Source organism: Agrobacterium sp. ST15.13.015 (assembly GCF_027871645.1).
Lineage (GTDB): Bacteria > Pseudomonadota > Alphaproteobacteria > Rhizobiales > Rhizobiaceae > Agrobacterium > Agrobacterium leguminum.
This window is the reverse complement of sequence record NZ_JAQAHF010000009.1, coordinates 1-26293: the sequence shown is the minus strand read 5'-3', so window position 1 is coordinate 26293 and position 26293 is coordinate 1. Positions and strand designations below refer to the sequence as shown.

At 61.7% G+C, this 26293-nt stretch carries 27 protein-coding genes; 17 read left to right on the top strand and 10 right to left on the bottom strand.

Going from position 1 to position 26293, the window contains the following annotated elements; all coding sequences use genetic code 11:
- Positions 1-123: 123 nt before the first annotated feature.
- Complete coding sequence (locus PIB16_RS15060) at positions 124-546, top strand: helix-turn-helix domain-containing protein (protein ID WP_080856102.1); 423 nt, start codon at positions 124-126, stop codon at positions 544-546.
- Positions 539-1366 (top strand): DUF6456 domain-containing protein, encoded by an 828-nt coding sequence (locus PIB16_RS15055; RefSeq protein ID WP_174035782.1) that lies wholly within the window; start codon positions 539-541, stop codon positions 1364-1366. The genes PIB16_RS15060 and PIB16_RS15055 overlap by 8 nt, the downstream gene beginning before the upstream one ends.
- Before the next feature lie 3 nt (positions 1367-1369).
- Here the strand turns inward: PIB16_RS15055 and PIB16_RS15050 are convergent, their stop codons facing one another.
- Together PIB16_RS15050 and PIB16_RS15045 are read right to left on the bottom strand one after the other, a co-directional pair.
- Positions 1370-1786 carry a SufE family protein gene (locus PIB16_RS15050; RefSeq protein WP_080817400.1) on the bottom strand — a complete coding sequence of 139 codons (417 nt, stop codon included), beginning with the start codon at positions 1784-1786 and terminating at the stop codon, positions 1370-1372.
- A 181-nt stretch (positions 1787-1967) separates the two neighbouring features.
- Complete coding sequence (locus tag PIB16_RS15045; RefSeq protein WP_003522299.1) at positions 1968-2393, bottom strand: DUF5330 domain-containing protein; 426 nt, start codon at positions 2391-2393, stop codon at positions 1968-1970.
- 488 nt (positions 2394-2881) lie between these two features.
- Here PIB16_RS15045 and PIB16_RS15040 point away from each other — a divergent pair, with 488 nt between their 5' ends.
- From PIB16_RS15040 to PIB16_RS15030, 3 genes are all read left to right on the top strand, one after another.
- On the top strand, positions 2882-4414 hold the full coding sequence (locus PIB16_RS15040) for a sensor histidine kinase (protein ID WP_271045798.1): 1533 nt from the start codon (positions 2882-2884) through the stop codon (positions 4412-4414).
- Complete coding sequence (locus tag PIB16_RS15035; RefSeq protein WP_162934045.1) at positions 4386-5285, top strand: peptidoglycan-binding domain-containing protein; 900 nt, start codon at positions 4386-4388, stop codon at positions 5283-5285. Before PIB16_RS15040 ends, PIB16_RS15035 begins: the two co-directional genes overlap by 29 nt.
- Positions 5286-5542: 257 nt before the next feature.
- Positions 5543-5896, top strand: coding sequence for a DUF1491 family protein (locus tag PIB16_RS15030; RefSeq protein ID WP_271045797.1), 354 nt, complete (start codon positions 5543-5545; stop codon positions 5894-5896).
- Positions 5897-5952: 56 nt separating this feature from the next.
- Here the strand turns inward: PIB16_RS15030 and PIB16_RS15025 are convergent, their stop codons facing one another.
- Positions 5953-6888, bottom strand: coding sequence for a DUF2336 domain-containing protein (locus tag PIB16_RS15025; RefSeq protein ID WP_271045918.1), 936 nt, complete (start codon positions 6886-6888; stop codon positions 5953-5955).
- Between the two features lie 561 nt (positions 6889-7449).
- On the opposite strand from PIB16_RS15025, the gene PIB16_RS15020 reads away from it, so the two are divergent.
- Positions 7450-7638: a hypothetical protein gene (locus PIB16_RS15020; protein WP_035261156.1), complete on the top strand. Its 189-nt coding sequence runs from the start codon at positions 7450-7452 to the stop codon at positions 7636-7638.
- Between the two features lie 19 nt (positions 7639-7657).
- On the opposite strand, the gene PIB16_RS15015 is transcribed toward PIB16_RS15020, so the two are convergent.
- Together PIB16_RS15015 and PIB16_RS15010 are read right to left on the bottom strand one after the other, a co-directional pair.
- Positions 7658-8206 carry a DUF1254 domain-containing protein gene (locus PIB16_RS15015; RefSeq protein ID WP_035261158.1) on the bottom strand — a complete coding sequence of 183 codons (549 nt, stop codon included), beginning with the start codon at positions 8204-8206 and terminating at the stop codon, positions 7658-7660.
- Entirely contained in the window at positions 8199-8786 is a 588-nt protein-coding gene (locus PIB16_RS15010; RefSeq protein ID WP_271045796.1) for a DUF1214 domain-containing protein, read from the bottom strand. Before PIB16_RS15010 ends, PIB16_RS15015 begins: the two co-directional genes overlap by 8 nt.
- Positions 8787-8897: 111 nt before the next feature.
- On the opposite strand from PIB16_RS15010, the gene PIB16_RS15005 reads away from it, so the two are divergent.
- The gene (locus PIB16_RS15005; protein ID WP_271045795.1) at positions 8898-10286 is read left to right on the top strand and encodes a M20 family metallopeptidase; all 1389 of its coding nucleotides are present in this window, start codon (positions 8898-8900) and stop codon (positions 10284-10286) included.
- Here PIB16_RS15005 and PIB16_RS15000 read toward each other — a convergent pair.
- Positions 10283-10891 (bottom strand): LysE/ArgO family amino acid transporter, encoded by a 609-nt coding sequence (locus PIB16_RS15000; protein WP_059753851.1) that lies wholly within the window; start codon positions 10889-10891, stop codon positions 10283-10285. The two genes, PIB16_RS15005 and PIB16_RS15000, sit on opposite strands and share 4 nt — an antisense overlap.
- Positions 10892-11262: 371 nt before the next feature.
- Between PIB16_RS15000 and PIB16_RS14995 the strand changes: the two genes are divergently transcribed.
- Positions 11263-12162 carry a LysR family transcriptional regulator ArgP gene (locus PIB16_RS14995; protein WP_080856109.1) on the top strand — a complete coding sequence of 300 codons (900 nt, stop codon included), beginning with the start codon at positions 11263-11265 and terminating at the stop codon, positions 12160-12162.
- Between the two features lie 240 nt (positions 12163-12402).
- Here the strand turns inward: PIB16_RS14995 and PIB16_RS14990 are convergent, their stop codons facing one another.
- A complete protein-coding gene (locus PIB16_RS14990) occupies positions 12403-14595 on the bottom strand; it encodes a transglycosylase domain-containing protein (protein WP_271045794.1) in 2193 nt (730 codons plus the stop codon).
- A 267-nt stretch (positions 14596-14862) separates the two neighbouring features.
- On the opposite strand from PIB16_RS14990, the gene PIB16_RS14985 reads away from it, so the two are divergent.
- The 7 genes from PIB16_RS14985 to PIB16_RS14955 all read left to right on the top strand — a co-directional run bounded on the left by PIB16_RS14985 (position 14863) and on the right by PIB16_RS14955 (position 20642).
- On the top strand, positions 14863-15342 hold the full coding sequence (locus PIB16_RS14985) for a YcgN family cysteine cluster protein (protein WP_174035790.1): 480 nt from the start codon (positions 14863-14865) through the stop codon (positions 15340-15342).
- A gap of 170 nt (positions 15343-15512) precedes the next feature.
- Positions 15513-16337 (top strand): class D beta-lactamase, encoded by an 825-nt coding sequence (blaOXA, locus tag PIB16_RS14980; protein WP_065654207.1) that lies wholly within the window; start codon positions 15513-15515, stop codon positions 16335-16337.
- A 348-nt stretch (positions 16338-16685) separates the two neighbouring features.
- Entirely contained in the window at positions 16686-19268 is a 2583-nt protein-coding gene (locus tag PIB16_RS14975) for a heavy metal translocating P-type ATPase (protein ID WP_271045793.1), read from the top strand.
- Positions 19265-19687, top strand: a complete 423-nt coding sequence (gene cueR / locus PIB16_RS14970) for a Cu(I)-responsive transcriptional regulator (RefSeq protein ID WP_080852467.1) — start codon at positions 19265-19267, stop codon at positions 19685-19687. The genes PIB16_RS14975 and cueR overlap by 4 nt, the downstream gene beginning before the upstream one ends.
- A gap of 53 nt (positions 19688-19740) precedes the next feature.
- A complete protein-coding gene (locus PIB16_RS14965; RefSeq protein WP_065654204.1) occupies positions 19741-19941 on the top strand; it encodes a heavy-metal-associated domain-containing protein in 201 nt (66 codons plus the stop codon).
- A gap of 76 nt (positions 19942-20017) precedes the next feature.
- Positions 20018-20287 carry a ribbon-helix-helix domain-containing protein gene (locus PIB16_RS14960; RefSeq protein ID WP_142846480.1) on the top strand — a complete coding sequence of 90 codons (270 nt, stop codon included), beginning with the start codon at positions 20018-20020 and terminating at the stop codon, positions 20285-20287.
- Positions 20277-20642: a type II toxin-antitoxin system RelE/ParE family toxin gene (locus PIB16_RS14955; protein WP_271045792.1), complete on the top strand. Its 366-nt coding sequence runs from the start codon at positions 20277-20279 to the stop codon at positions 20640-20642. The genes PIB16_RS14960 and PIB16_RS14955 overlap by 11 nt, the downstream gene beginning before the upstream one ends.
- On the opposite strand, the gene PIB16_RS14950 is transcribed toward PIB16_RS14955, so the two are convergent.
- Positions 20639-20887, bottom strand: coding sequence for a hypothetical protein (locus tag PIB16_RS14950; protein WP_078051558.1), 249 nt, complete (start codon positions 20885-20887; stop codon positions 20639-20641). The two genes, PIB16_RS14955 and PIB16_RS14950, sit on opposite strands and share 4 nt — an antisense overlap.
- A gap of 191 nt (positions 20888-21078) precedes the next feature.
- Between PIB16_RS14950 and PIB16_RS14945 the strand changes: the two genes are divergently transcribed.
- Positions 21079-22488, top strand: a complete 1410-nt coding sequence (locus tag PIB16_RS14945) for an MFS transporter (RefSeq protein ID WP_271045917.1) — start codon at positions 21079-21081, stop codon at positions 22486-22488.
- On the opposite strand, the gene PIB16_RS14940 is transcribed toward PIB16_RS14945, so the two are convergent.
- Positions 22479-22652 (bottom strand): hypothetical protein, encoded by a 174-nt coding sequence (locus PIB16_RS14940; RefSeq protein ID WP_078051557.1) that lies wholly within the window; start codon positions 22650-22652, stop codon positions 22479-22481. The two genes, PIB16_RS14945 and PIB16_RS14940, sit on opposite strands and share 10 nt — an antisense overlap.
- A gap of 68 nt (positions 22653-22720) precedes the next feature.
- Positions 22721-24436 carry a glycoside hydrolase family 32 protein gene (locus PIB16_RS14935; protein ID WP_271045791.1) on the bottom strand — a complete coding sequence of 572 codons (1716 nt, stop codon included), beginning with the start codon at positions 24434-24436 and terminating at the stop codon, positions 22721-22723.
- A gap of 168 nt (positions 24437-24604) precedes the next feature.
- Between PIB16_RS14935 and PIB16_RS14930 the strand changes: the two genes are divergently transcribed.
- Positions 24605-26065 (top strand): protein adenylyltransferase SelO, encoded by a 1461-nt coding sequence (locus PIB16_RS14930; RefSeq protein WP_271045916.1) that lies wholly within the window; start codon positions 24605-24607, stop codon positions 26063-26065.
- The last annotated feature ends 228 nt before the right edge of the window (positions 26066-26293 follow it).

Here is a 26293-nt window from a genome sequence, read left to right as displayed (position 1 = left end):
CGCGCATATCAATTCTGCAAAAATAAAGCCTTATCAATCGCATAATCGCCGATGCCAAATTTGCGCTTCCCCATGCTTGCTCTCGGGTGTATGAATTAATTCCTATTCGTAGAGGAGTTGCATATGCCGTCGGATACAATGTTTCTGTCTGCCGCCGCGCGGCCTTGTGCGCGGGTCGGTGATCGTCCTTTTCGTCATTGGCCGTCTGCGGCCGGGCGGGATGAGATTTCCCGTCTTTGCCGTCTGGTACGGCAGCTCACCGGCGAGATGGTGCAATTGACGGGCGACCGAACGCTGGTGCGCCGCGACAGCCGGCGCACGGAATGCCACATCCGCCAGATTGCCATGTATGTTTGCCATGTGCAGCTCGGTATTCCCATGTCGGATATCGGGCCGTGTTTCGGCCGGGACAGGACGACGGTGGGCCATGCCTGCCAGGTGGTGGAGGACCGGCGTGACGAACCGGCATTCGATGAGTTCGTCGCCGCGCTGGAGCGGGTTACCGGCAGTATCTTTAACGCGATGAAAGGCGCCCGGGATGAGTGAGGAAAAAAGCACGCCCGTTGCCTCCCCTAACCCTCATCTCCTGCGCCTGCTGCGTTGCATCGCCGCGGGCGCGGCGGAGATGTCGCAGGAGGGCGGCGATATCGTCCTGCGCCGGGCGCGGGCAGGCCACACGGCGCTGCGGTTTCCGGCCGCGACGGTGCGGTTTGCCATTTCCTCCGGGCTGGTCGAGCAGCGGGAAAACACCCTTTCCGCCGCACCGCCGCTCGCCTCCTGCCTGAAACGGGCAATGGTGAAAGACCGGGACGAGGTCTTTCAGGAACAGCACCGGCATATGCAGACGGTTATTGTGGATGTTGGCGATGCGAAGCAGCAGGCGCGGCGCAATCTCAACACCTCTCCCCTGACCAGCCTTGCAAGGCTGAAGGAACGGGACGGTGCGGCGTTTTTCCCGGCGGATGCTCTGGAGGCGGGCGAGCGCCTCGCCGCCGATTTTCATCGCGGCCATCTCAACCCGAAGGTAACGGCGACATGGGAGCCGAGAATAGCGAACCGCACGAAAGGGGAGGCGGGAGGCGCGCTCGATCTCACAGAGGCGGCAATGGCCGCAAGAACGCGGTTTTCCCGCGCAGCCGATGCGATGGGGCCTGAACTGTCGGGCGTCGCCATCGATATCTGCTGCTTCGAAAAGGGGCTGGAGACGGTGGAGCGGGAAAGGCAATGGCCGGCGCGGTCGGCAAAACTGCTGCTGCGCGCCGCACTGCTGGCGCTTGCCCGCCATTATGCGCCGCCTGCGGCCCGCGCCGGCAGGAAGGAACACCATTGGGGCGATGCGGATTATCGCCCGGCGATAACGAGGTGAAGGTCAGGCGGCCAGCAGCCGGGCTTCCTCACGGATGCGCTTGATCATGGAGCGCAGGCCGTTGGCGCGCTGCGAAGACAGATGCTCCACCAGCCCGATCCTGTCGAATACCTCGATGGCGTCGAGACCGGCGATTTCGGAGGCTCTCTTGCCGGAATAAACGGCGAGCACGATGGCGACGAGGCCGCGCACGATATGCGCATCCGAATCGCCTTCGAAGGTCAGGAGAGGGTCTTCCGCACCATCGCTATGGCTGACGAGCCAGACCTGGCTTGCGCAACCATGCACCTTGTTCTCGGCCGTGCGCTTGTCTTCCGGCAGATCGGGAAGCGCCTTGCCGAGTTCGATGACATAACGATAGCGATCCTCCCAGTCATCGAGGAAGGCAAAGTCGTCAAGGATCGTTTCGAGAGAGGCCATTTGCGCGCCGTATCATCCATTATTGCAGGTCTTTCTTAGGATATAGGCGAAGTGCGGCCGGTTTTGAACCATGGACCATGAAAAAGCCCACGGAAAACAGGTTTCCGTAGGCAAGTCAGGCAGGCAGTCGGCGGCGGAAATCTCCGCTCGCAAAAAAGTGCGGCGCGGTGGCCGGCATAGATCAGGGAGCAGGGCGCTTCTGCGGCAGGGGAATGACGGTGCCGGTCTTCAGCATGTCGGCATCCTTCGGAAATTCGACGCTGACGACCGGGGCTTCGGCCAGTTTTTCGGTCTCGGCCGCGAGCTCAGCGGCGGGGGCGGGCTTGTCACCGGAAGCAAGCTGCTTGTCCAGCAGCTCATAGGCCACCTTTGCGCCTTCCTTTGCCCGCTCACCGAGCGCGTGGAAGGTTTCGGCGCCCTTGACGCAGACATCGGGCTTTTCGATGCAGATGGCGCTGACATAACGATAGGCTTCACCGGCGGCCGAAACGGCGCTGGGAATATCGAAGGCCGAAGGTTCCTTGGCCGGATCGTTGCTGCTGCCGAAATAGGACAGCGCCACCAGCACCAGCGAAAACCAGAATGTTCCCTTGATCAGAAACCACATTGTCAGACTACCCTGCCAGACGATCTTTGTTTTCTAAAGCCCCGCCCGGTTTCGGGTCATCGGCCTTTGTCCCGTTTTTCGGGCTTGTGAAGAAGCTACACGCGACCGGCGAACAGCCGATTGCAAAAAGCGACGCAATTTAATTCAAATTGTATCTATTCTCCTCGCATCGGGACGCCTGGCATCAATTCATTCGCATTTTAACAGTCCATGTTAAGCATAATTGCGACAGAGGCCGCGCGTTCCGGGGCAAAGCGGCGGAAAGCTTTGCCACAAAAGTTAACGCGATGGCAAAAATGAAGCGAAATCCGTCGCTTACCCGTCATTAACCATGATTGGCAAAGCTTCGAAGAAATGCCCCGTAATGGGACTGCGGGGCATTTGACGGGCCTTTGGGGCCATTCTTTTTATCCATTCCTTAAGCCGCCGCCTTCTATTGTCGGAGCCGTTAGAACCGCCTCAGGGATTCGGTGTTGGTATTGCGTAATATGAGAGAAAAAGCGGTCGCATGGGTCGACCGTGCCGCAGGCAGATGGCTTGCGCGCATGGAAGAGGACGCCGAAAGGCGCGCCGGAACCGTTGCGCGCCTGCGCCGGCTTATCGCCTTCAGCGTCGTCGGACTTCTGGTGGTACCAGCCCTCTTCAGCCTCGTTTTCAGCCCCGCCATCGCGCTGCCCATCGGCGCTGCCCTGGTGCTGGCGCTGTTTCTGGCCGCCGCAGCATTGCTGATTGCCTTTTCGCGTCCCGCGCGCGGTGCGTCCTCCTTTTCCGCCGCGTTTGGCGATAACGACCTGATCGCCGCTACGCAGGTGCCGGGCCTCGTGCTCATGATCGGTGATACCGGCTTCGTCGAACACGTCTCCGGCCGCGATCTTACGACCTTCCCGGCCGCTCTGCAGGCCAGCAAGGACCATGCCCTCGTTGAATATGTCTATGTCTCGGACCGTATCGAATTGATGCAGGCCTTCGACCTGCTGCGGCAGGGCGAGGACAGGGCAACCGCCAAACTCCGCTTCGAGACCGGTGCAAAGTCTCGTCAGGCGCAGTTCATGCATGCGCGTATCGAGATGACAGCAATCCGCTGCGCCAGCGGCCGGCTACGCCGCATCGTCGCCCAGCTTTCCGATGTCACGGAGATGGAGCTTCTGCGCCGCGACGTCGCTCGCAAGGCGGCCGAGGCGGAATCGGCCAATGACGCCAAGTCGCGTTTCCTTGCCGCCGTCAGCCACGAGTTGCGCACGCCGCTCAACGCCGTCCTCGGTTTTTCCGATATTCTGGCCGGCGAATATTTCGGCCGGCTGGAGAACGACCGCCAGCGGGAATATGTCGGCCTGATCCGCCAGTCCGGCGCGCATCTTCTCTCTGTCGTCAACACCATGCTCGATATGAGCAAGCTGGAGGCAGGCCGTTACGAGCTGCTGATGGAAAGCTTCCCGATTGCCGAAACCATCTCGTCCTGCGAGGCCATGCTGGGCCTGCAGGCGAAGGAAAAAGGCCTGACTTTGACCAGCCGCATCCAGCGCGGTATCGGCGAAATCTCGGCCGATCAGCGCGCCATACGGCAGGTTCTGATCAATCTTGCCGGCAACGCCATAAAATTCACCGATGCCGGTGGTGTGGTGTCGATCGACGCCGCGCGTGAGGGTGCGATGCTGAAGCTGACGGTGAGCGATACCGGCATCGGCATCGCTTCCGACAAGATCGAGCTTCTGGGCCAGCCTTTCATGCAGGTTCAGAATGAATATACCCGTCGCTATGAGGGCACGGGTCTGGGATTGTCCCTGGTCAAGGGGCTTGTGGCACTGCATGGCGGCACTTTCGCCATCGCCAGCAGGCCCGGCGAGGGCACGGTCGTAACGATCACCCTGCCTGCCGACGGTTCGGGCATGGCGGGTGGCGGCGAAAGCGCCGAAGCCGAAAGCATGGTGGAATTTCCGCCGCGCATCCGGCAGCTCGGCGATATGGCCGCAATGATGAAAAAGGATGGTGACGATGGCCCCGCGAAAGCGAAAATCGCCTAAGAAAACAACGGCCCAGATTGGCGCCGGGATTGTTTCCTTGGTGGTTGCGGCCATCGGGCGCGAAATCCTGCGCCATCCGAAACTGGTCGGCAGCTGCGGCGCCTTCGCGGTCGTTTTCGGTTTTGTCGCCGCCAATGCGCTCTGGTATCAGCCGGGCGTGCACCCGTCGCCTTTCCTGCGCACACGCGATGCGGAAAACCCGAACGGCATTGCCGGTTATCGCCCGGCCGAACCGCTCGGCACGCAGGGCAATGTCACCACCTTCCGCATAGAGCGACCGGCGGAGACGCAAAATGCGCAGCAGCCGGCGGCCGAAACGCCGGCGCAGCCCGTTGCCGAAAACCAGAAGCCGCAGCAGATCGTTGCCGATATTCAGGCCGAACTGAAGAAACGCGGGCTTTACGAAGGCGAGGCGGATGGCCGCATGGGCCCACGCACTGCCGCCGCCATCATGTTCTTTGAAGAAACGCTCGGCATGGAACAGACCGGCGAACCGACGACCCGCGTGCTGGCGGCGCTCAGGATCGATGGTGCGACGGTCGCCGCAATCCCCAGGGACCGGCCTGCCGATACCAGCGGCGGCGTTGAGATCGACCCCGTGGCTGCCGCCATCCGCAAGGCGGAAGCGCCGCGCCCGAAGGCCGAACCGGCCTCCCTCAACAGCGCGGCCAAACCGGCAAGCCGCGATCTGATCGCCAAGATCCAGCAGGGGCTGATCAACATCGCCTATGCCGACGTGAAGGTGGACGGCGTGGCCGGCCAGCAGACCCGCAACGCCATCCGCGCCTTTGAGAAACACTATCGCCTGCCGGAAACCGGTGAGCCGAGCGAGGCTGTGTTGAAGAAGCTGAAGTCGATTGGGGCGCTTTAGATTTTGACAGCGGTTGAGGTGCGTGGGGCTTACCCCCCTCTGCCCTGCCGGGCATCTCCCCCTCAAGGGGGGAGATCGATCTGCGGCGATGTCTCTTCCATCTTGAAGCTTGAGAATGAAGCGACAAAAGGGCCTCTTGCCGATCTCCCCCCTTGAGGGGGAGATGCCCGGCAGGGCAGAGGGGGGTAAGCCCCGCGCACCTTCACCCGCCCAAAATCAACAACAGCACGCCCACCGTTTCCAATCGAAAGCACCCCATGCGCCTCAAGTCCGAAATGTTCGTCTCAGCCCTCATCCGCCGCGTCTTCTCCGCCGGCGGATTTGCGGCTGTCGAAAAAAAGGGGGCAGAGGAGGCGGGGGCGATTTTCATTCGCCAGCGCCTGCGCGATGGCCGCGAAAATCTCTATGGACCCGCGCCGCAGAGCTTTGCCGATGACGAGGAAGTCCGCGCCGAGCGCCGTTTCGAAACGCGCCTTGCCGGTGCGGATGGCGAGGAAAGCGCCGCTCTTCTTGAGAGGGAACGACGCTTCGACAGCGACCTGTGGGTAGTGGAGATCGAAACAGATGAGATCGGGACGCTGCTGACGCTGGTGGATCAGCCCAAGGCCTAGAATTGTGCGGCAATGGCCCGCTTCTTCAACCCGTGAAGACGCAAGGCCAGCCGCGCTTACCCTTGTGTCCCGGTTCTCTGTGCAGGCGGTACGCTGCGGCCCGGCCGTTCGCGGCCATGCGTATAGCTGTCGGCCCGCCGCCAGCTTTCCAGCCGCTCTTCGCATTCCACGATGTCGAGACGGTCGAGCAGGGCTTCGGCACGGCTCATATCGCCTTCGGCGGCGGAAAGATGCGGATAGAAACATTGCAGCACGAAAGCCGCCTCGGAAAACTCCATGCCAAGGCCAGTCAGCGTCGTTGCCAGCTGTGCGCCTGATATATCGAGCATGATGCGCTCCGACAGCCAGTAGCTGGAGGAGAGAGAATCCGCCAGCGCCACGGCGAATTGCCGGGCATTGCGCTCGCGGGCGAAACGTACCAGCAGCGCTTCCTGCACCTCGCTCAGGCGGCGAAGGCCGAGCACGTCGCTTTCCGGGCGGTTGAGGTGATGCGCCATCTGCTTGATGCGCTGGCGCATTTCCTCTTCGAGTGCGGAAGCGGCGGCGATGGTGTCCGTCTTTTCTTCCGCTTTCGGCTCTTCAGGGCTTTCCGCCGCCTGCGGTTCGGCAGCCGCCGTTTCTCCGTCCGGCCGCTTCAGATCTTCGGCGTGACGCAGCCCGACAAGCGCGTCGATGACGGTGGGGGAGAGGTCTTCACGGCGCACGATGGCTCGCGCATGCGCGGCCCCTTGCGTACGGGCAATGGTGATGAGCGTGTCGTCATCGAGGCATTTGGAGGAAATGAGGAAGGGCGCTGCAAGCGAAATCGGCTGGCAGGCGATGAAGAAAGCGACAGCCGAAGGCACGCTCGGATGCTGGGAGAGCGCGGCAATGGCCTCCCGCTTGGCTTCGTCGGTGGAGGCGTTGAAAAGCGGCATGAAAAGTTCGGCGAACTGCCGAAGGTCCGTTTTTGACGGATGGGAGACATTCTCGAAATTCGTCACGGTGGCCATCAGCACCACATCTTTCTTCCTCACGGCTCTTGGCCTCTCAAGTTCTCGAAACCGGTCGGTCAATGCACTACCCAACAAACGCAAACACAATATCGGCTCAAATTAGAGCAAATGCGTTGACGTCCTGTTAACTATGGGGGGTGGCAAGAGAGAATCCGCCTCTATCAACAAGGAAATTTTAAAACCTTGATGACGGACGAAATGCCGTGGAACTTTACCGCATCGCCTTTGTTTTCAAGGGGTGCGGCTCCGGCCGGAATAAGTAGGGGTCCGGCAATTAAGGTTAACGGATCATTAACCTCTGTCTGTTTGTAATTTCATGGGCAGTATTAGGATTCCATGTTATTCTTATCGACGGAATAAATGCAAAAATGGCATGCGAAGCCTGAATCTGCGCACGATCCCCTTATAAGAATCGCTTTGGATTTTTGGATCGTGCGAAAACCAGTCTGTGGACTGGCCTATGCGCAATGTGATGGTGATGAAATTCCCGACGCAAGACGAGGCTTGCGCGGTTCCCATGGGCAACATTGACAATCATGTCCCGAAGAGGAGATGAGCATGGCAGAGATTATTCCAATCGGCGACGCCCGACGAAGCCTGCGCCCTGCCGGCGCGGTGGCAACGGTGATCGGCCCGGCGAAAGTCGTGCTGTTTACCGGCGTGCGCTATGAAAAACGCGATACCGAGCCGACCGGCAAAGTCGCGCGCAAGGGCAAATCCGCAGCGGAAACCGCCCTCAAATCCTGACTAAAGAGAATAACCGACGTTATTTCCACGCCGTCGGCTGGCATTTCGCCTCGTTCAGAAACCGTTCCGCCTCTTCGCCGAAACTCGGCTGCGGCACCATGGTCCGCAACACCACATATCCTTCCGTCTGATCCGATTCCGCCAGAATGGCCTGCGAAAGCGCAGGTGGCTGCGCCTTGCGGATGGCGGCGATCTGCACCGCATCCGCCACCAGAATATCCATCACCCCGCCGGCGGACGTGCGGTCATTCATGCTGAACACCTCATTCGAGGCCTTGTCGTAAACCGCGACCGACCAGAAGGGCACGGCCCCGATGGCGGTGAGCCTGACCGGCTTGTCCTCGATATCGAAGGTGCAGACCGCGACCCGCATGAAGGGATCGCCGCTGCCAAGCGTCTTTTTCTCCGTCGTCTCTTCGAGCAGATGAAACTGATGCGGCTTTCCTTCCGCCACCGCGCGCGTATAGGCGTCGCGATTGCTGAAATGCGGTATCGCCAGAAGAATGATGACATGCAGCACGGCTGCGCCGACGAGACCGGTGAGGATGGCGAGCAGGACCCTAAGCATTGCCACACCCCAACTTGCGGATTTGCGGCATGGAGATGTCGATCAGGCCGGAACTGCCCGCGACGGGCGTGTCGAGAAGGGTCATGACCAGCCTGAAAGTCTGGCCCTGCGGCACCGACAGCCAGTTATAGGTCTGGGCGTCAGCGGCGATGGTGATGTCGATGCCGCCATCGGCGCTGCGCAAGAGCGTGCGGGAATTCAGCGCGAAGGGCCGCCCAGCATCCTCCGCTAGCGCATTGCCCTGCTGATCGGCGGTGTAGATCGTCCAGAAACGCGCGGGCGGCACGGCGCCCGCCAGCCGGTATCGGCACTCGCCGCTCAGGCGTTGCCCATCGCTGTCGACGGAGGCGGTAAAAGCCAGCCCTTCAGCGGTTCCGTAAAGCAGCTTGCCGGCGTCGGCGCGGTGCGATTTGGCGTAAGGATCGGCCTCGATCGTCTGCGCTTCGGGAAACGCATCCCAGGAGCCGATGCGGATCGATCCAAAGCCCGATGTCGCCTCAAGTGCTGCAAGCGTCGCGGCAATGCCGCCGCCAAAGGCGATCAGAAGGGCGATGCCGACAAGGAATGGAACTCGGAACACGCTGTTTTCCCGTTTATGAACAGGTCGAGGACTATCACTGATTCCCTGTTTGGAAAATGGCGCGGCTTGTTTAGTCTCCGTGAAAATGATCACAACCGGGGATATTCCATCATGTCGCGACAATCCGCAATCGACCGTGCCGCCGCCTGTTTCGACGATGGCAGCTTCGAGCGGGATTTGTCGCGACGCGTTTTGCGACGGACCGAAAGCCAGAATGAGGAGCAGGGCGAGGAGCTGACGCTTTATCTGGAACAGGAAATGCTCCCCGCTTTCGCCGCCATGGGTTTCTCCTGCACCATCCTGCGTGACCCGACGGCGGATTTGCCGTTTCTGATCGCCGAGCGTTTCGAAGGCGGCACGCTGCCGACCGTGCTGGGATACGGCCACGGGGATGTGGTGCGCGGGCAGGACGAGGGCTGGGCCGAGGGCCTTTCGCCCTTTGTGATGTCTGAACGCAATGGCAGGTGGTATGGGCGCGGCACCGCCGACAACAAGGGGCAGCATTCGGTCAATATGGCGGCGCTGAAGGCCGTGCTCGAGACACGCGGCAGGCTTGGTTTCAACGCCAAATATCTGATCGAGATGGGCGAGGAGAGGGGCTCCCCCGGCCTGAGGGAGATTTGCCGGAACCATGGCAAGCGGCTGAAAGCCGATCTTCTGATCGCTTCCGACGGCCCGCGCCTGAATGCGGAGCGGCCGACGGTTTTTCTCGGCGCGCGCGGCGGCATCACCTTCGATCTGGTGATCAAGGCACGTGAGGGCGGCCATCATTCCGGCAATTGGGGCGGGGCGCTCTCCAATCCCGGCGTGCAGCTGGCCCATGCCGTCGCAAGCCTCGTCGGCCCGACCGGCCAGATCCGCGTGCCGGAACTGGTGCCGGAGGAATTGCCGAAAGCGGTGCGTGAGGCCCTTGCCGATTGTGAAATCGATGGCGGGCCGGACGGCCCGAAGATCGATCCGGACTGGGGCGAGCCCGGCCTTTCCACCGCCGAGCGGGTTTTCGGCTGGTGTGCGCTGGAAGTGCTGGCTTTCGAGACCGGCAATCCGCGTGCGCCGGTCAACGCCATTCCGCCACGGGCATGGGCGCGGCTGCAACTGCGCTTCGTCGTTGGTATCGATCCGCAAGCGGTTCTGCCCGCCGTGCGGCGTCACCTCGACCGGCAGGGTTTCGCCATGGTGGAAATCGCGCCTGCCGGCGACGAGATTTTCCGCGCCACCCGCCTCGATCCGCAGGATCCATGGGTGGATTTCACGCTGCGCTCCATTGCGCGCACAACGGGCAGAAAACCGGCGCTTCTGCCCAATCTCGGCGGTTCGCTGCCCAATGATATCTTTGCCGATATCCTCAAACTGCGCACCATCTGGGTGCCGCATTCCTATCCCGGCTGCTCGCAGCATGCGCCGAACGAACATTTGCCGAAGGAGATCGCCCGCGAGGCGCTTACCCTTATGGCCGGGCTCTATTGGGATATCGGAGAGGGGGATACGCCGCCGCTTTAGGCGCCCATGACGAGCTTGAAGGCGATGGCCCACATGGTGACGGCGATGACGCCTTCAAGGATACGCCAGGCGGAGGGTTTTTCGAAGATCGGCCGCAGCCAGCGCGCGCCGTAACCCAGTGAAAAGAAGAACACCAGCGAGCCGGTGGCCGCGCCCGCCGCGAAGGTTTTTTCGAAGCCGGGAAACTGCGTGGAAATGGTGCCGAGCAGCACGACGGTATCCAGATAGACATGCGGATTGAGAAAGGTCAGCGCAAGGCAGATGGCCAGCGTCTGCCACAGGCTCGCCTCCTGCCGCTCCGCCACCGAAAGCGCCTCGGAGGAGCGCAGCGCCGAATGCAGGCTTTTGGCGCCATACCAGATGAGGAAGGCGGCCCCCGCATAACGCATGATGGGATCGAGCGCCGGCATGATGGCGCTGATCCGCTGAAAACCGAAAACCCCGACGGTAATCAACAGCGCATCGGCAATGGCGCAGGTGGCGCAGACGGCAAACACATGCGAGCGCGCCAGCCCCTGCTTCAGAACGAAGGCATTCTGCGCGCCGATGGCGACGATGAGGCTGAGGCCCATCGTCAGGCCGGTGAAGAAGATCTGGATGTCCATGCGCGTCGCGGCCCCTGCCTCTGTCCATTGCGGAATGGCCGAAGGCGTTGCTTCCGGACCGAGTGCTTGGATATTTCCGCCGGATAGTTTAATCCAGTTAAATTAACTCAATCCGGATAAGCTGAGCTAATGGCGCACTTCTCTCTTCAACCTTTCGGTTTTCCACAACGTTGCCATCTCTCCACCCTCATTCCTGTGCTCGTCACAGGAATCCAGCCAGCCCAAGTCGTGGGGCTGAAAAGACTCTTACGCCGCACAGACGTGCGTCGACTGGATTCCTGTGACAAGCACAGGAATGAGGGAGAGAGAGGCCGTCACCTATGGCTTCCAGGGCCCTCACGCCACCTCCAAACCCTGCATGAGGTGCCGTAATGCTCGATTATCCCTCCATGCGGGCCGTGGCGCTCGTGGCTCAGACCGGCAGTTTCGAAAAGGCGGCGCAGGTGCTGTGCGTCACGCCGTCGGCCGTCTCCCAGCGCATCAAGCAACTGGAGGAGCGGCTGGGCGTGGTGCTGATCGTGCGCGGCAACCCGTGCGTAGCGACGGAAAAGGGCGAATGGCTGTGCCGTCACATGGATCATGTCGGCATGCTGGAAAGCGAATTGTTCCGACAGCTTCCGGCGCTGGCGGAAGCGGGCGCAGCACAGGAGCGCGTGACGCTCAACATCGCCACCAATGCCGACAGCCTCGGCACATGGTTTCTGGATGCGGTTTCGAAATTCACCGGCGGCAGCGATTATCTCGTCAATATTGCGGTGGACGATCAGGATCACACGGTGGAATGGCTGCGCGGCGGCAGGGTGCTCGCCGCCGTCACCGCCCATGCCAAGCCCGTGCAGGGCTGCCGGGTCCTGGCCCTCGGCGTGCTGCGCTATCACGCCACCGCCAGCCCGGATTTCATGGCCCGCCATTTCGCCGGAGGCGTCACGCCCGCCGCCCTTGCCCGCGCGCCGGGGCTCACCTTCAACCAGAAGGACAGGCTGCAGGCGAGCTGGGTCAGGAAGGTGCTGGGCGAGGATATCGCCTATCCCACCCATTGGCTGCCCTCGACCGACGGTTTCGTGAAGGCGAGCCTTTCTGGCATGGGCTGGGGGCTCAACCCGGTGCAGCTTGTGGGGGATCATCTCAAGACGGGCAGGCTGGTGGAGATCGTTCCCGGCACACCGCTCGATATTCCGCTTTACTGGCAGGTCAACCGGCTCGCGGCGGAGCGGCTGGGGGTGTTGACGTCGCATGTGGTGGAGACGGCGAGGGGGGTGTTGTTGCGCTAAGTTGCGGATTTGGAGAAACGGTGGCGACGGAGTGAGCGGCTTACCCCCCTCTGCCCTGCCGGGCATCTCCCCCTCAAGGGGGGAGATCGGCTGGTGGCCCTACCGCCACTTCATTCTCTAACCTTGAGATGGGCGAAACTTCGCCGCAGATCGATCTCCCCCCTTGAGGGGGAGATGCCCGGCAGGGCAGAGGGGGGTAAGCCGCGCACTCCGACAGAATCTTCAGGCATGCGCCACACCTCACCGCCGCGCCGCATCCTCCGCGCCCTCGCGCAACGACGCATCCGCCACCTTCTGCGTCGTCACACTCAAGGCCGAAGCCTCCTTCATCTTCTTGGCGATGGAGCGGATCACACGCGTTGTCTCGGCCGAGAGCGAGCGCGGGCGGGTGAGCGCCGGCAAGGCGGGGCTGCTGGTGGCAGCGTCCGCCACTTCCGCCGAGGGCTGCGGGCGTGCGCCTGTCGGCAGCGGGTTCTGGATGCCGGGAATGGGGCGCAGCTCCATGCCCTGATGGGCGTAGTCCATCAGCCGCTTGAAGGCCATGGCCGGAAGCGCGCCGCCGGTCATGTTGTTCATCGGCGTGAAATCGTCGTTCCCGAACCAGACGGCCGTGGTGTAATTGCCGGTGAAACCCACATACCAGGCATCGCGATAGGCCTGCGAGGTGCCGGTCTTGCCGCCGGAAACGATGCCGTTATCCAAGGCGCCGCGCCGGGCCGTGCCCATGACCGGGATGGTCACCAGCATCTGGTTCATTTTCGAATTGGCGTCTTCGGAAAGCACCCGTTTGGCGGGCGCTTCGTTGTGGCTGAAATCGTAGAGAACATTGCCCTCATAATCCAGCACCTGCTCGATGCCGTGGCGGCGCGACTGCATGCCGTCGGCCGGGAAAACGGCATAGGCGGTGGCCTGATCGAGCACCGTCACTTCCGATGTGCCGAGCGGAATGGTCTTGTCGCTGCGCAGCGGTGTGGCGACACCCATGGCCTTGGCGGTATCGACGATGACCTGCGTGCCGAGCACGTCCTTGGCAAGACGCACGGGCACGGTGTTGTAGGATTTGGCGAGCGCCATCTGCAGCGTCACCTTGCCGGCATAGGAGCGGCCATAATTCTGCGGCGACCAGCCGCGCCAGGTCACAGGCGCGTCGGAGATCAGCGTCTCCGGCTTCATGCCCTTTTCCATGGCGGCCGAGTAGGTATAGACCTTGAAGGAGGAGCCCGGCTGGCGCAGCGCCGCCGTGGCGCGGTTGAACTGGCTTTCGCCATAGTCGCGTCCGCCGACCATGGCGCGCACGCCGCCGCCGTTCTCGATCATCACCATCGCGCCCTGCTTGACGCGGTAACCTTCGCCGAATTCGCGCAGGCCCATTTCCATCGCCTGTTCGGCCGCCTGCTGCAGACCGGTATCGATGGTGGTGCGCACGACCACGGTGTGGTCCTTGAACTTGCCCTCGGCGGCCAGCCGCTGCACTTCGTCGAAAGCCCAGTCGAGGAAATAATCCGGCGCCTTCACATCGGCGCGGTCGATGACGGTGGCCGGGTTGCGCCGCGCGCCGATCACCTGGCCCTCGGTCATCAACCCGCTCTGCACCAGGTTGGAAAGCACGGTGTTGGCGCGGGCACGCGCGGCCGGCAGGTTGACATGCGGCGCATATTTGGCCGGCGCCTTGAACAGGCCGGCCAGAATGGCGGATTCGGCCAATGTCACATCGGTCAGGTTCTTGCCGAAATAAAATTGCGCCGCCGCCGCCGCCCCGAAGGTGCCGCCGCCCATATAGGCGCGGTCGAGATAAAGGCTGAGGATTTCCTTCTTCGACATGTTGGTCTCGAGCCACAGCGCGAGGAAGGCTTCCTTGATCTTGCGCTCCAGCGAGCGCTCATTGGTGAGGAACAGGTTCTTGGCGAGCTGCTGCGTCAGCGTCGAGCCGCCCTGTACCACGCCGCCGGCGCGGGCGTTTTCGCTCATGGCGCGGGCAAGGCCGATGAAATCGATGCCGAAATGGTCGAAGAAGCGCCGGTCCTCGGTCGCCAGCACCGCCTTGATGAAATGATCCGGCATCTGGTCGATCGGAACGGAATCCTCATGAATGATACCGCGATGGCCGATGGTGTTGCCGTAACGATCAAGAAAGGTGACGGCGAAATCGCCGCGATAACGCCAATCCTTCTTGGTTTCCTCGAAGGCCGGCATGGCGAGCGCCAGAAGCACGACGGACCCAGCCGTTCCGAAGGTCAGCGCGTCGCAGGTGAGGTTGACGAGAAGCTTCTTCCAGCCGCGCACATGCAGCTTGCGCGAGGCGATGGTGACGTCTTCCCAGAAATCCACCAGCCTTGCCGCAGCCGTCCACAGGCCGCTATCGATGAAGCTATCGATCCGGAGCAGGATGTGCCGTTTTTTACGGCCTTTTTTATCGTCTTTTTCTTCCTGCACCTGGCGATGTTTTCCTGTTCAACGCAACGCGGCCACCGATATGTCTGCGTGATATTCTACGCTTCAACCCATTCCCGACGCAAAACCGTGGCATGGTTATGTCGGAAGTGCTTGACGCGGCGGCCTTTCGCGGGCCAATGACCCCTCTGCCGCCTGCCAATATGCTAAAATATCGTACAAACCAGCCCTTGGCGATACGATATAAAGGATTAGGGACCGGTTAAACACTCCCGTCCAAGAGATCAAAATGAAACGGAAATGTTAACGATGAATGACGCGCCGTTCTGGAAAACCAAATCACTCACGGAGATGACCGGTGAGGAATGGGAAAGCCTGTGCGACGGCTGCGGCCTGTGCTGTCTGAACAAGCTGGAGGACTGGGACACCGGCGAAGTGGTGTTCACTTCGGTTCGCTGTGTGCTGCTCGACGGCGAGAGCTGTCGATGCTCCGATTACGAAAACCGCCGCGCCACCGTGCCGGACTGTATTCAGCTCGACCTGAAGAAGGTGCATGAGATCGGCTGGCTGCCGCCCACATGCGCCTATGCGCTGGTGCGCGACGGTAAGGATCTGTACTGGTGGCACTATCTCGTTTCCGGCGATACGGAAACGGTGCATCATGCCGGCATTTCCGCGCGCGGCCGCACCGTCAGCGAGGCCGATGTGGATGTTGACGACTTCGAGGATTATGTGGTCGACTGGCCCCTGACAGTGGGTGAGAGGGCAGGCGAAAAGGAACGGATGTGACGGAAAACGTCAATTTTCGTTTTGGTCCTATTCCTGCCCCATCGTTCCCTTAAGGCAGTGTCGCCCGAAAGCGTGTCGCGGTTTCGGGGTACGACTTGTCTGAAATCAAAGACAGCTTCCGGCCATTCCGGCAAATGATCCGCAAAAGCGGACGAGGGACATCAAAACGCATGCGCTATCGGCTTCCCGCCATCGTTCTTTCATGCCTCGCCCTTCCGGGGCTCCTGCCGTTTTCCGCTGACGCCCAGCAACAGCCCCAGGCCTTCGAATGCACGCTGGTAACCTCCATCGAGACCGGCGCCATCATCAACCAGCAGGGCGCCTGCGATCAGCGCGTGGCGCCGGCCTCCACCTTCAAGGTGCCGCTGGCGTTGATCGGTTACGACGCCGGTATTCTTCAGGATGAAAAGACGCCCGCCTGGGACTGGAAACCCGGCACGGAGGCGCGCGCCTCCGACCGCAAGACGGTTGATCCCTCGATATGGGAACAGGATTCGGTGCTGTGGTATTCGCGTGAAATCACCCGCCGCCTCGGCCCGGAAAAATTCGCCGCCTATGTGAAGCGCCTCGGTTACGGCAATGCCGATGTTTCCGGCGAGCCGGGCAAGAATAACGGTCTGACCCATTCCTGGCTCGGATCGTCGCTGACGGTCTCGCCGGTAGAACAGGTCGGCTTCCTCCGCCGCCTTCTGGCCGGCAATCTGCCCGTCTCGCGCGATGCGCAGGCGAAGACGAGGGCAATCGTGCCGGTCTTCGATGCGCCGGAAAGTTGGGCGGTGCACGGTAAGACCGGCACGGGCTACATGCGCGACGAAAAGGGCAATCCCGACCGCAACCGCCCCTTCGGCTGGTTCGTCGGCTGGGCAGAGCGCGAAGGCCAGCACATCGTTTTTGCGAGACTGCGCGTTTCCGACAAACCGTCCGACGAGCCGCTCGGCCCCGCCGTGCGCGATGCCTTCCTGCGCGATATTCCCCGGCTGGCCGTGCATCGGTAGCCGCACGCATCCCATAAAAGCGTAGTTTTTGTGACGTGCTCCTTCCCTCATCCCTGTGCTTGTCACAGGGATCCAGCCAGCCCAAGTCCTTGGGCTGAAAGGACTCTTCCCGTCGCGCCGACGCGCGTCGACTGGATTCCTGTGACAAGCACAGGAATGAGGGTGATATCTTGGCGCATGGAAATGTGAACGCTATGGACCGAGATAGCGTGGTTATTAGGTGTCCGTCAGCGGGCGGCAACAAGAAGCCCGCTGCACTCACGATTGTGTGTTCAACAAAAAGTTTCCGCTTCCCTTGACCTTCCCATCATGGGAATCTCTACATAGGGTCTCGAAAGGGGATTTCCCATGAACGAGACAGTCAAACACGCCCATCGACATGAACCGGTTTCCATTCCCGTGGAAGGCATGACCTGCGCTTCCTGCGTGCGCCGGGTGGAAACGGCCGCGGCCAAGGTGCCGGGTGTCATGTCGAGTTCCGTGAACTTCGCCACGAAGAAGCTCACCGTCGAGCCGGCCGAGGGTTTTTCGGCCAGAACGCTTGGCGCCGCCATCAAGAAGGTCGGTTACGATATCGCGCCGGAGCGTCATGAATTTGCGGTGGAAGGCTTGCGGGGCGAGGCTGGGGCCGAGCGGCTGAAGGCCGTTCTGGAAGCGGTCGCCACCACAATCGCCGTCAAGGTCGATGCGGCCTCCGGCAAGGCCTCCGTGGAAACTGTTGGCGGCCGGCGTGAACGGGATGCGCTTGTGGAAACGGCAAAGCTTGCCGGGTTCGTGCTGAAGACGCCGGCGCCGCACGACCATTCCGCCCACAACGGTCACGGCCAGCACCACGGACATCATCAGGGCCACGGCCAGATGGCGGCGGGCGAGGCCGGCGGCCACGACCATATGCAGCATGCCGGCGAAGAGGGCGCGCTGAAACGCGACCTGACGATTGCCGCGATCCTGACCGCACCGCTTTTCGTGCTGGAAATGGGCGGCCATCTCTATGAGCCGATGCATCACTGGCTGATGGGCATCATCGATACGCAGAACCTTTATTACATCTATTTCGCGCTGGCGACGGCGGTGATTTTCGGACCGGGCCTGCGTTTCCTGAAGACCGGTTTCCCGGCTCTGCTGCGCGGCGCGCCGGAAATGAACTCGCTGGTGGCGCTGGGTGTGACGGCGGCCTATCTCTATTCGGTCGTCGTCACCTTCGCGCCCGACCTGCTGCCGGAAGAGGCGCAGTTCGTCTATTATGAAGCGGCAACCGTCATCGCCACGCTGATCCTGACCGGACGGCTTCTAGAAGCCCGTGCCAGCGGCCGCACGGGAGACGCCATCCGCAAGCTGATGAGCCTGCAAGCGAAGACCGCCCGGGTGGAGCGCGACGGCGCTACCATCGATATTTCCCCCGAAGACCTCGTGGCCGGCGATATCGTCGTCATCCGTCCCGGCGAAAGGCTGGCGGTGGATGGCGAAGTCGTCGAAGGCTCCTCCTATGTCGATGAGTCCATGATATCGGGCGAACCCGTACCGGTGGAAAAGAAGGTCGGCGCAGCGGTTGTCGGTGGCACCATCAACAAGACAGGCGCCTTCAAGTTCAAGGCAACCAAGGTCGGCGCGGATACCATGCTGTCGCAGATCATCCGCATGGTGGAGGAGGCGCAAGGGTCAAAGCTGCCGATCCAGCTGCTGGTGGACCGCGTCACCGCGCTTTTCGTACCCGTTGTCATAGCAATCGCTGTTCTGACCTTCATCGTCTGGGCGATCTTCGGTCCCGAGCCTGCCTATACTTTCGCGCTGGTCAATGCGGTCGCGGTGCTCATCATTGCCTGCCCCTGCGCCATGGGTCTCGCCACGCCGACATCCATCATGGTCGGCACCGGCCGGGCGGCGGAGCTGGGTGTGCTGTTCCGCAAGGGACAGGCGCTACAGGAGCTGCGCTCGGCTGAGATCGTCGTGGTCGACAAGACCGGCACCGTGACCAAGGGTCGCCCGGAACTGACCGATCTGGTGGTTGCGGAAGGGTTTGCCGACAACGAGGTGCTGGCGCTCGTCGCCGCCGTCGAGGGCCGCTCGGAACATCCGATTGCCGAAGCCATCGTCCGGGCTGCGGAAGAAAAGAAGCTTGCGACCCCTGCAGGACTCGAACCTGCGACCGTCGAAAACTTCGAAAGCGTCACGGGTTATGGCATCGCCGCCACCGTCAATGGCCGCAGGGTCGAAGTCGGCGCGGATCGGTTCATGGCGAAACTCGGCCATTCCGTGGATGTCTTCGCTGAGGCCGCCGCAAGGCTGGGTGACGAGGGCAAGACGCCGCTTTATGCCGCCATCGACGGCAGGCTGGCGGCCGCGATTGCGGTTGCCGATCCGCTCAAACCGTCAAGTGTCACCGTCATCCGGGCATTGCAGGCCATGGGCATCGAAGTAGCGATGGTAACGGGCGACAATGAACGCACGGCGAATGCAATCGCCCGGCAGGTCGGCATTTCCCGCGTGGTGGCCGAAGTGCTGCCCGAGGGCAAGGTGAAGGCGATCCACGAGATGCGCGCAGGCGGCAAGGTGCTGGCCTTCGTGGGTGACGGCATCAACGATGCGCCGGCCCTAGCCGAGGCCGATATCGGCATCGCCGTCGGCACCGGCACGGATGTCGCCATTGAAAGCGCCGATGTGGTGCTGGTCGGCGGCGATCTGCTCGGTGCGGTCAACGCCATCGAGATGAGCCGGGCGACCATCCGCAACATCAAGGAAAACCTGTTCTGGGCTTTCGGTTATAATGTGGCGCTGATACCGGTTGCGGCGGGCGTGCTCTATCCGGCCTTCGGCATCACGCTATCGCCGATGATCGGCGCGGGCGCCATGGCGCTCTCCAGCGTCTTCGTTCTCGCCAATGCGCTGCGGTTGAAACGGGCGAAGGTGGCCCATCGGGAGGTGACGTCATGAATATCGGCCAGGCATCGGAAGCATCGGGCGTTTCCGCCAAGATGATCCGCTATTACGAGCAGATCGGCCTCATCACGCCGGCCGCCCGCACCGGCAATAATTACCGGGTCTATGGCGAGCAGGACGTGCACAATCTGCGCTTCATCAAGCGGGCGCGCACGCTCGGTTTCTCGCTGGAAGAAACCGAGACGCTGCTGAAACTCTGGCAGGACAAGAGCCGCGAGAGTTCGGCGGTGAAGGAAATCGCGCTCGTCCACATCGCCGATCTCGAGCAGAAGATCGCCGAGATGAAGAGCATGGTGAAGACGCTCTCCCATCTCGCCCATTGCTGCGGCGGCGACCACCGGCCCGATTGTCCCATTCTCGACGATCTCGCGGGCGCGGATAAGACTGACGCCAGGCACGCGCGAACCCACTGACCTTTAATGACGGCCGGTGCGACAACATCGCGCCCGGCGATAAGGAGAAAACCATGAGTGCAACCACTTTCCTCATTCCGGACATGACCTGCGGCCATTGCGAAAAGACGCTGCGCGGCGCTCTCACGGAAGCGCTTCCCGGCGCCTCCGTCAGCATCGACCTCGATGCCCACAGACTGACGGTTATGGGCGATGCCGCAACCGCGGAAGCGGCGATCCGCGAAGCCGGTTATTCGCCGGAACGGGCGGGCTGAAGCGTCTCGTTGCTGGAATGAGTGGGAACGATGTGCTACTGAGTAGCATTATCTTTCCTGTTAAGGGAGTGCCACAATGTCCGTCAAGGCGTCAGTTTCCATCTCCGATCAACAGGATAGCTTCGCCCGCAGGCTGGTGGAGGAAGGGCGTTATGCCAGCCTCAGTGCCGTCGTCCAGCGAGGGCTGGAACTGCTTCGGCAGGAAACGGAACTGAAGGACGCCGAACTTGCCGCGCTTCGTGATTTGCTGGTCGAGCGACGGCAGGGCGACTTCGTCTCCGTGAAAGAGGGCAAGCAAAGAACGGCAGCGATGATCGCAGCCAAGAAGGCCGGTTATGGCCTTTAAGGTCCTGCGCTCGACACAGACGGATCAGGACCTCGGCCTCATTCTCGACCATCTCATCCAGTCCTATCTCGACCTTGGCGACGCCTTGCCGGGGGCTTTTGCGCGCGCTGCGCGGCGCGTCGGGTCAATTGAAGCGGATATGGAAGCGCTTCACAAAGCGCCTTTTCCGGAAACATTATTGCCTGAAATATTGCCCGGCCTTCGCCGGGTAACGAAAAATCAGGCTGTCTTTTATTTCGATGTCGATGAGGGTGAAAAGACGGTGCGTATTCTTGCGGTCTTTTTCGGCGGGCAGGATCATCTGCGCCATATGCTCACGCGCCTTTCGTCCCGTCGCGCGCCGAATCTTCCCTAAACCTCATCGAAAGCCCCACCCTCCCGCGAAGGGTTGCGGTCGATCACCCGTTCCTCGGCATCGTCGGGCAGGGCCTCGTCGCTTTCCTGATAGGGATCGTCCTCGCTCTCCGCCTCTTCTTCCTCGATTTCCTGTTCGATGGATTGCGGAATTTCTCCCTTGGCGGGAAGGGCGTCGATATCGAGATCGAGGAGGTCCTCATCCATGGCGTCTTCGTTGCGGGGCAGGATTTTCTCGCGGTCCATGACGGTGTCCTTTCTGTCCGTTCATTCCACAAACGGCCCGGAGGCGCGAAGGGTTCCTGCCGCCGCTGAATTCCGTCACTGAATTCCGTCAGGCCGGATCGCGTGAAAAAGCCGTCTTGACCTCAATGGCGCTTGAGGTTCTAGTTTGCCCGCCGTACCGAAAAAATGGAAAGGATACGGCTTTGTCGAGTATGGAAATGACGGAGAAAAACGGTTGGAGCGAATTGCTGAGCGGGGCGAATCTCTCGCTTCTAACCGTCATTTCCTCCGGTATCGGCCTGCACGCTTTCAATCAGTTCGCGGTGGTGACGGCCTTGCCCGTGGCCGTCAACGAAATCGGCGGCGCTGCCTTTTATAGCTGGGCCTATAGTCTCTATTTCGTCGGCTCCGTCGCGGGCGGCGTCACCGCCGTCCTGTTTCGCGAGCGCTTTGGCGCACGCGTCGTTTTGCTTCTCTGCTGCCTGATTTTTTCTTTCGGTTCGGTCCTCTCGGCAATCGCCGGTGACTTTTTGTGGGTGGTCGTCGGACGTGCCCTGCAGGGACTGGCGGACGGGCTGATCGTTGCCGTTTGCTACAGCCTCATTCCCGCCGGTTTCCGCTCCGGCCTGCTGCCGAAGGTCTTCGCCATCGAGGCGGCGATCTGGGCGGTCGCCTCCTTCATCGGCCCGTTGACCGGCGGTTTCGCCACCGAACACATCTCCTGGCGCGCTACTTTCCTGCTGTCGGCGCCTCTGATCCTGCTGCTTCTGGCCTATACCACCATTGCCGTGTCCGCCGAGCGGCCGGTGGCGGCGACGCGCAAACCGCTGGTGCCGCTGTTTCTGTGCCTTGTCGGCGCCCTGGCGTTCTCCGCGCCTTCCGCCTTCGAGGATGCGAGCCTGCGCGCCCTTTCGCTGCTGGTGGGCGCGGCGATGCTGTGGGCTTCGCTGCGTGCGGGCATCCGGCCTTCAATCGGTCTTTTCCCGAAGGATTCCTTTCGGCTGAAGACGGTGCTCGGCAGCGGTTTCTGGGTGCTGTTCCTGATGTCCTATGCCCATGCGCTGGGCAGCGTCTATCTCGCTTATGTCGCCATCAATCTCTGGCGGCATGAACCGACCTTTGCCGGTTTCATCGTGGTGACGATGCCGCTTGCCTGGAGCTTCGTGGCGATGCTGATCGGCAGCCTGCGTTCTGCCCGCATTCGGGAGATTTGCCTGCATTACGGCCCTTACCAGATGGTGCCGGGCTGCGCGCTGCTGGGGCTCGGGCTCGCGACCGGCAACTGGGGAGAAATGCTTGTCGGGCAAATTCTGATAGGCTCTGCCTTCGGCATGTCATGGGCCGGCATCAGCCAGGCCGCCATGGAGGCCGCGCCGGAAAAGGAACGCAAGATGACGGGCGCGCTGCTGCCGACGGTCGCGACGCTGGGCGCCGCCGCCGGTGCGGGCGCCAGCGGCACCGTCGCCGCTGCGACCGATCTGGTGGGGCAGATCGAGCGGGCGGATGTGACGATGCCGATGGTTTACCTCTATGGGCTGGGTGTAGTCGTATCGCTGCTGGCGATCATGACCGCCAGCGGGTTGCGGGGCGAACGGTGGCTCTTCCGCCGCCGTCAGGACTGAGTGGTGGCGATGGTGATCGCCGCCAGATAGACGACGAAGGCCATGATCGCGATCGCGCCGATAATGACGACGATGCCCTTGCCGGCGCGTTTTTTCTCGGCCTTGTTTTCATTGGCTTCGGTGGGAAACAGGATCGGATCGCTGGTGTCGCGGATTTTGGTCATGCCGTTTCTCCTTATCCGTGGAACGGGCGGTTTCGGTCTATCAACCGCCCAATCCGTCAAAAGGTTCCTCACGGTTTCAGCGCCCAGCTGGTGGCATGCACCACCGCACCGGGGGCAGCCTTCAGCAGCGCCGAGCGTACCGGTTCGAAACCTTCGAGGCGCTTGGTGCCCACATATCGGCCGCGATTGGCGAAAACTTCGATGGAGCCGTAATCAAGAAAGATGCGGACGCGGGATGCCCTCGCTCCTTTGGCGATATAGTGCGGCGAGGGGCCGTCACGCCCGTCCTCGTGGCGGATCCACAGGCCCGTCTCATCGGAAACGACGCCCAGCCTGACCGCCGGATGATCGAGCTCCAGTTCGAAGGGCGCACCGGGTGAGGCAAGCTCGAACAATATTTCCACCGCCCCGTTGATGAAGGTAATGCGTTCGCCGGCGGCCAGCCGCGTGCGGTCGAGAATATGGCTGCGCAGGCTTTCCGCCGCACCGATGGGCGGGGTCAGAAGCTCGCCGTTTGCATAGTGAATCCGGCGCGGCAGCGTCATGGAGGTGGGAAAATCGATCTCCGGATTGGCATCCGCCCAATTGGCCAGCCAGCCCATGCCGATGATGCTGTCGCCATCCAGAAAGGCCTGGAAGGCGTAATTGTCGGTGCCGAAATCCAGTTCCTGCCCGGATTCCTTGGTGAAGACCTTGCCGTCGAACCAGCCGACATCGGCCATGGTGAGGTTCTTGCGGCCGGTTTCCGGGTCTTCCGAATGCATCAGCCCATAGATCAGCACCCAGCGGGTGGAACGGGCATTGGCAGGACCATCGAGCGGCAGCAGGCAGGGGCATTCGATGGCTGTGGTTTTATAACGCGTTTCCACCCACAGCTTGCCCACATAGGTCCAGCCCGATGCGGCGGTGGGGTCCAGCGTCTCGTAAAGCAGGATGACGCCGCCGCCATCGCTCTGGCTGCCGAGCACCATTTTCCAAAGACCATCAGGGCCGCGAAAGACGTAAGGGTCACGGAAATCCGGCGTCAGCCCCTGTCCGTCCGGGCGAGTACCGAGAATGACTTCGGCCTGCCCGGCCATGATGAGATCGGAGGAGGTGGCTGTGAGCTGTATCTGCTGTTCGGGAATGCGATCCTGCACCTGCTCGGTGAAGAAGACGCGGATGCCCGTGCCTTCCACCAGCGGAATGGTGGAGCCGGAATAGGCGCCGCCGCGCTTGTCTGGCCGTGTCGTCAGATCCTCGGAAGGGAAAAGGAAGATCGGCAAGTGCCGCCAGCGCAGATAATCCGAGGAGACGGCATGGCCCCAATGCATGGTGTTCCAGCGCAGCCCGTGCGAATAATGCTGATAAAACAGATGCGGCCGCCCCTCGAAGCGACCGAAACCGTTCGGGTCGTTCATCCAGCCGAAAGGCGGGCGGAAGTGATAGCTGCCGGGAAGCTCCGGTGCGGCATTGTCCGGCTTGGTATGGACGACGGTGATGCCGGTTTCCAGCACATCCGACGCCGTGAACCAGTAGATGACGGAAACGGCGGTCGTGACCGTGTCGTAACTCAGCTCCACATGGCCGCCGCCGAAAACCTGATAGATTCGAAAACCGAACTCTTCCGTGTTGACGCTTGAAACCTCAGCGAATTTTCCATTCTGATTGGAAAAGGAGACGGCACCCGGCTCGGCATCTTTCTTCGCTTTCAGCCAGACATGGAAGGTGGCGTTGACGGGCAGATCGGTGTGAATGGTGCGGATGGCGCTTTCCGGCTCGGCTACGGCTTCAACGACGCTCATTGCTTTTCCTTTCCTTGGGCATTCTGCGGGTCAAGCATAGGAACGATGATGGCGCGGGAAAGTTCATTGCGCAAAATTGAATGAGGCGATCGCGCAGGTTGGGCATTTATCGCTCGCATCCGTCGCCTTCCGGCCCCATATAGGGGCAAAGCAGGGAGTTTACCCGTGATGAAATTCGACAATTCCTATGCCCGCCTGCCGGAACGGTTCAGCGCCGCCGTGCTGCCGACGCCGGTGAAGGCGCCGCGGCTCATCGCCTTCAATCGTGGGCTGGCCGATGAACTCCTTCTCGATTTGGCCCGCCTTGACGATGAAAGGCTGGCGGCGATCTTTTCCGGCAATGTCGTGCCGCAGGGGGCCGAACCGCTGGCCATGGTCTATGCCGGCCACCAGTTCGGTGGTTTCGTGCCGCAGCTCGGCGATGGCCGTGCCATTCTGCTCGGCGAGGTGATCGACAGGAACGGCAAGCGCCGCGATATCCAGCTCAAGGGCTCCGGCCCGACGCCGTTTTCGCGCCGGGGCGACGGGCGCGCGGCCCTTGGCCCGGTGCTGCGCGAATATATCGTGTCGGAGGCGATGTTTGCGCTCGGCATTCCTGCCACGCGGGCGCTGGCGGCTGTCCTCTCCGGCGAAAGGGTGCAGCGCGAAGTCGGCCTGCCGGGCGGTGTTTTCACCCGCGTTGCGGCAAGCCATATCCGTGTCGGCACGTTCCAGTTCTTCGCCGCGCGCGAGGATGAGGAAGGGATCAGAAACCTCGCTGACTATGTGATCGACCGTCATTATCCCGAGGCGAAAGAGGCAGACAATCCCTATCTCGCCCTGCTGCAAGGCATAGCGCAACGGCAATGCGACCTCATCGCCCGCTGGATGATGGTGGGCTTCATCCATGGCGTGATGAATACCGACAATATGGCGGTGTCAGGCGAAACCATCGATTTCGGCCCCTGCGCCTTCCTCGATGAATATCACCCCAACAAGGTCTTTTCCTCCATCGATGCGCAGGGCCGTTACGCCTTCAACAACCAGCCGGGCATTGCGCAATGGAACATTGCAAGGCTGGCGGAATGCCTGTTATCGCTGCTCGATCCGCAGGTGGAAAAAGCCGCCGAACTCGCCAATGCCGTTCTCGCCGATTTCGCCGCCGCCTTTCCCAAACGCTGGCTTACCGGCATGCGCGAAAAGCTTGGCCTGACGCTGGAGGAAGAGGGCGACATCGATCTGGTGCAGGCGCTTCTGGCGCTGATGCAGGCATCGGAAGCGGATTATACGCTGACCTTCCGTCGTCTTTCCCATGCGGCCAATGGCGATGCCGAACCGTTTCGTGGCATGTTCATCGATATTGCCGGGGCGGACGAATTTCTGGCGCGCTGGCGGGAAAGAGCCGGCCGCGAGGGGATTTTCGATTCCGAACGATCAGCGGCGATGCTCTCCGTCAATCCCGCCATCATCCCGCGCAACCACCGCATCGAGGAACTGATAGAGGCAGCGGTGGGAGAGGGGGATTTCGAGCCCTTCCACGCCATGCTGAGGGCAATCGCGACGCCTTTCGAGGAGCGGCCGGACAATTTCGTCTATATGCAGCCGCCGATGAACCATGAGCGGGTGTTCAGGACCTTTTGCGGGACGTAAGCGTAGCGCTGATCCGCAACGCCGGAGCGAGCGAGTGCCTGTTTCGCCTTCTCCCCGAGGGGGAGAAGGTCGCGGCAGCGGGATGAGGGGGCAAGGGTGCGATCCATCGCTGGCGTCGCCCCCTTGTAACTTGATTTCGCCGCGCTGTGCTATTGTCGCTTGTGCGGTGGCGGATGGAAGACCGATCCCCCCTGGGGACATTGATCCCGTGGATGAGCCCGGGTCTCC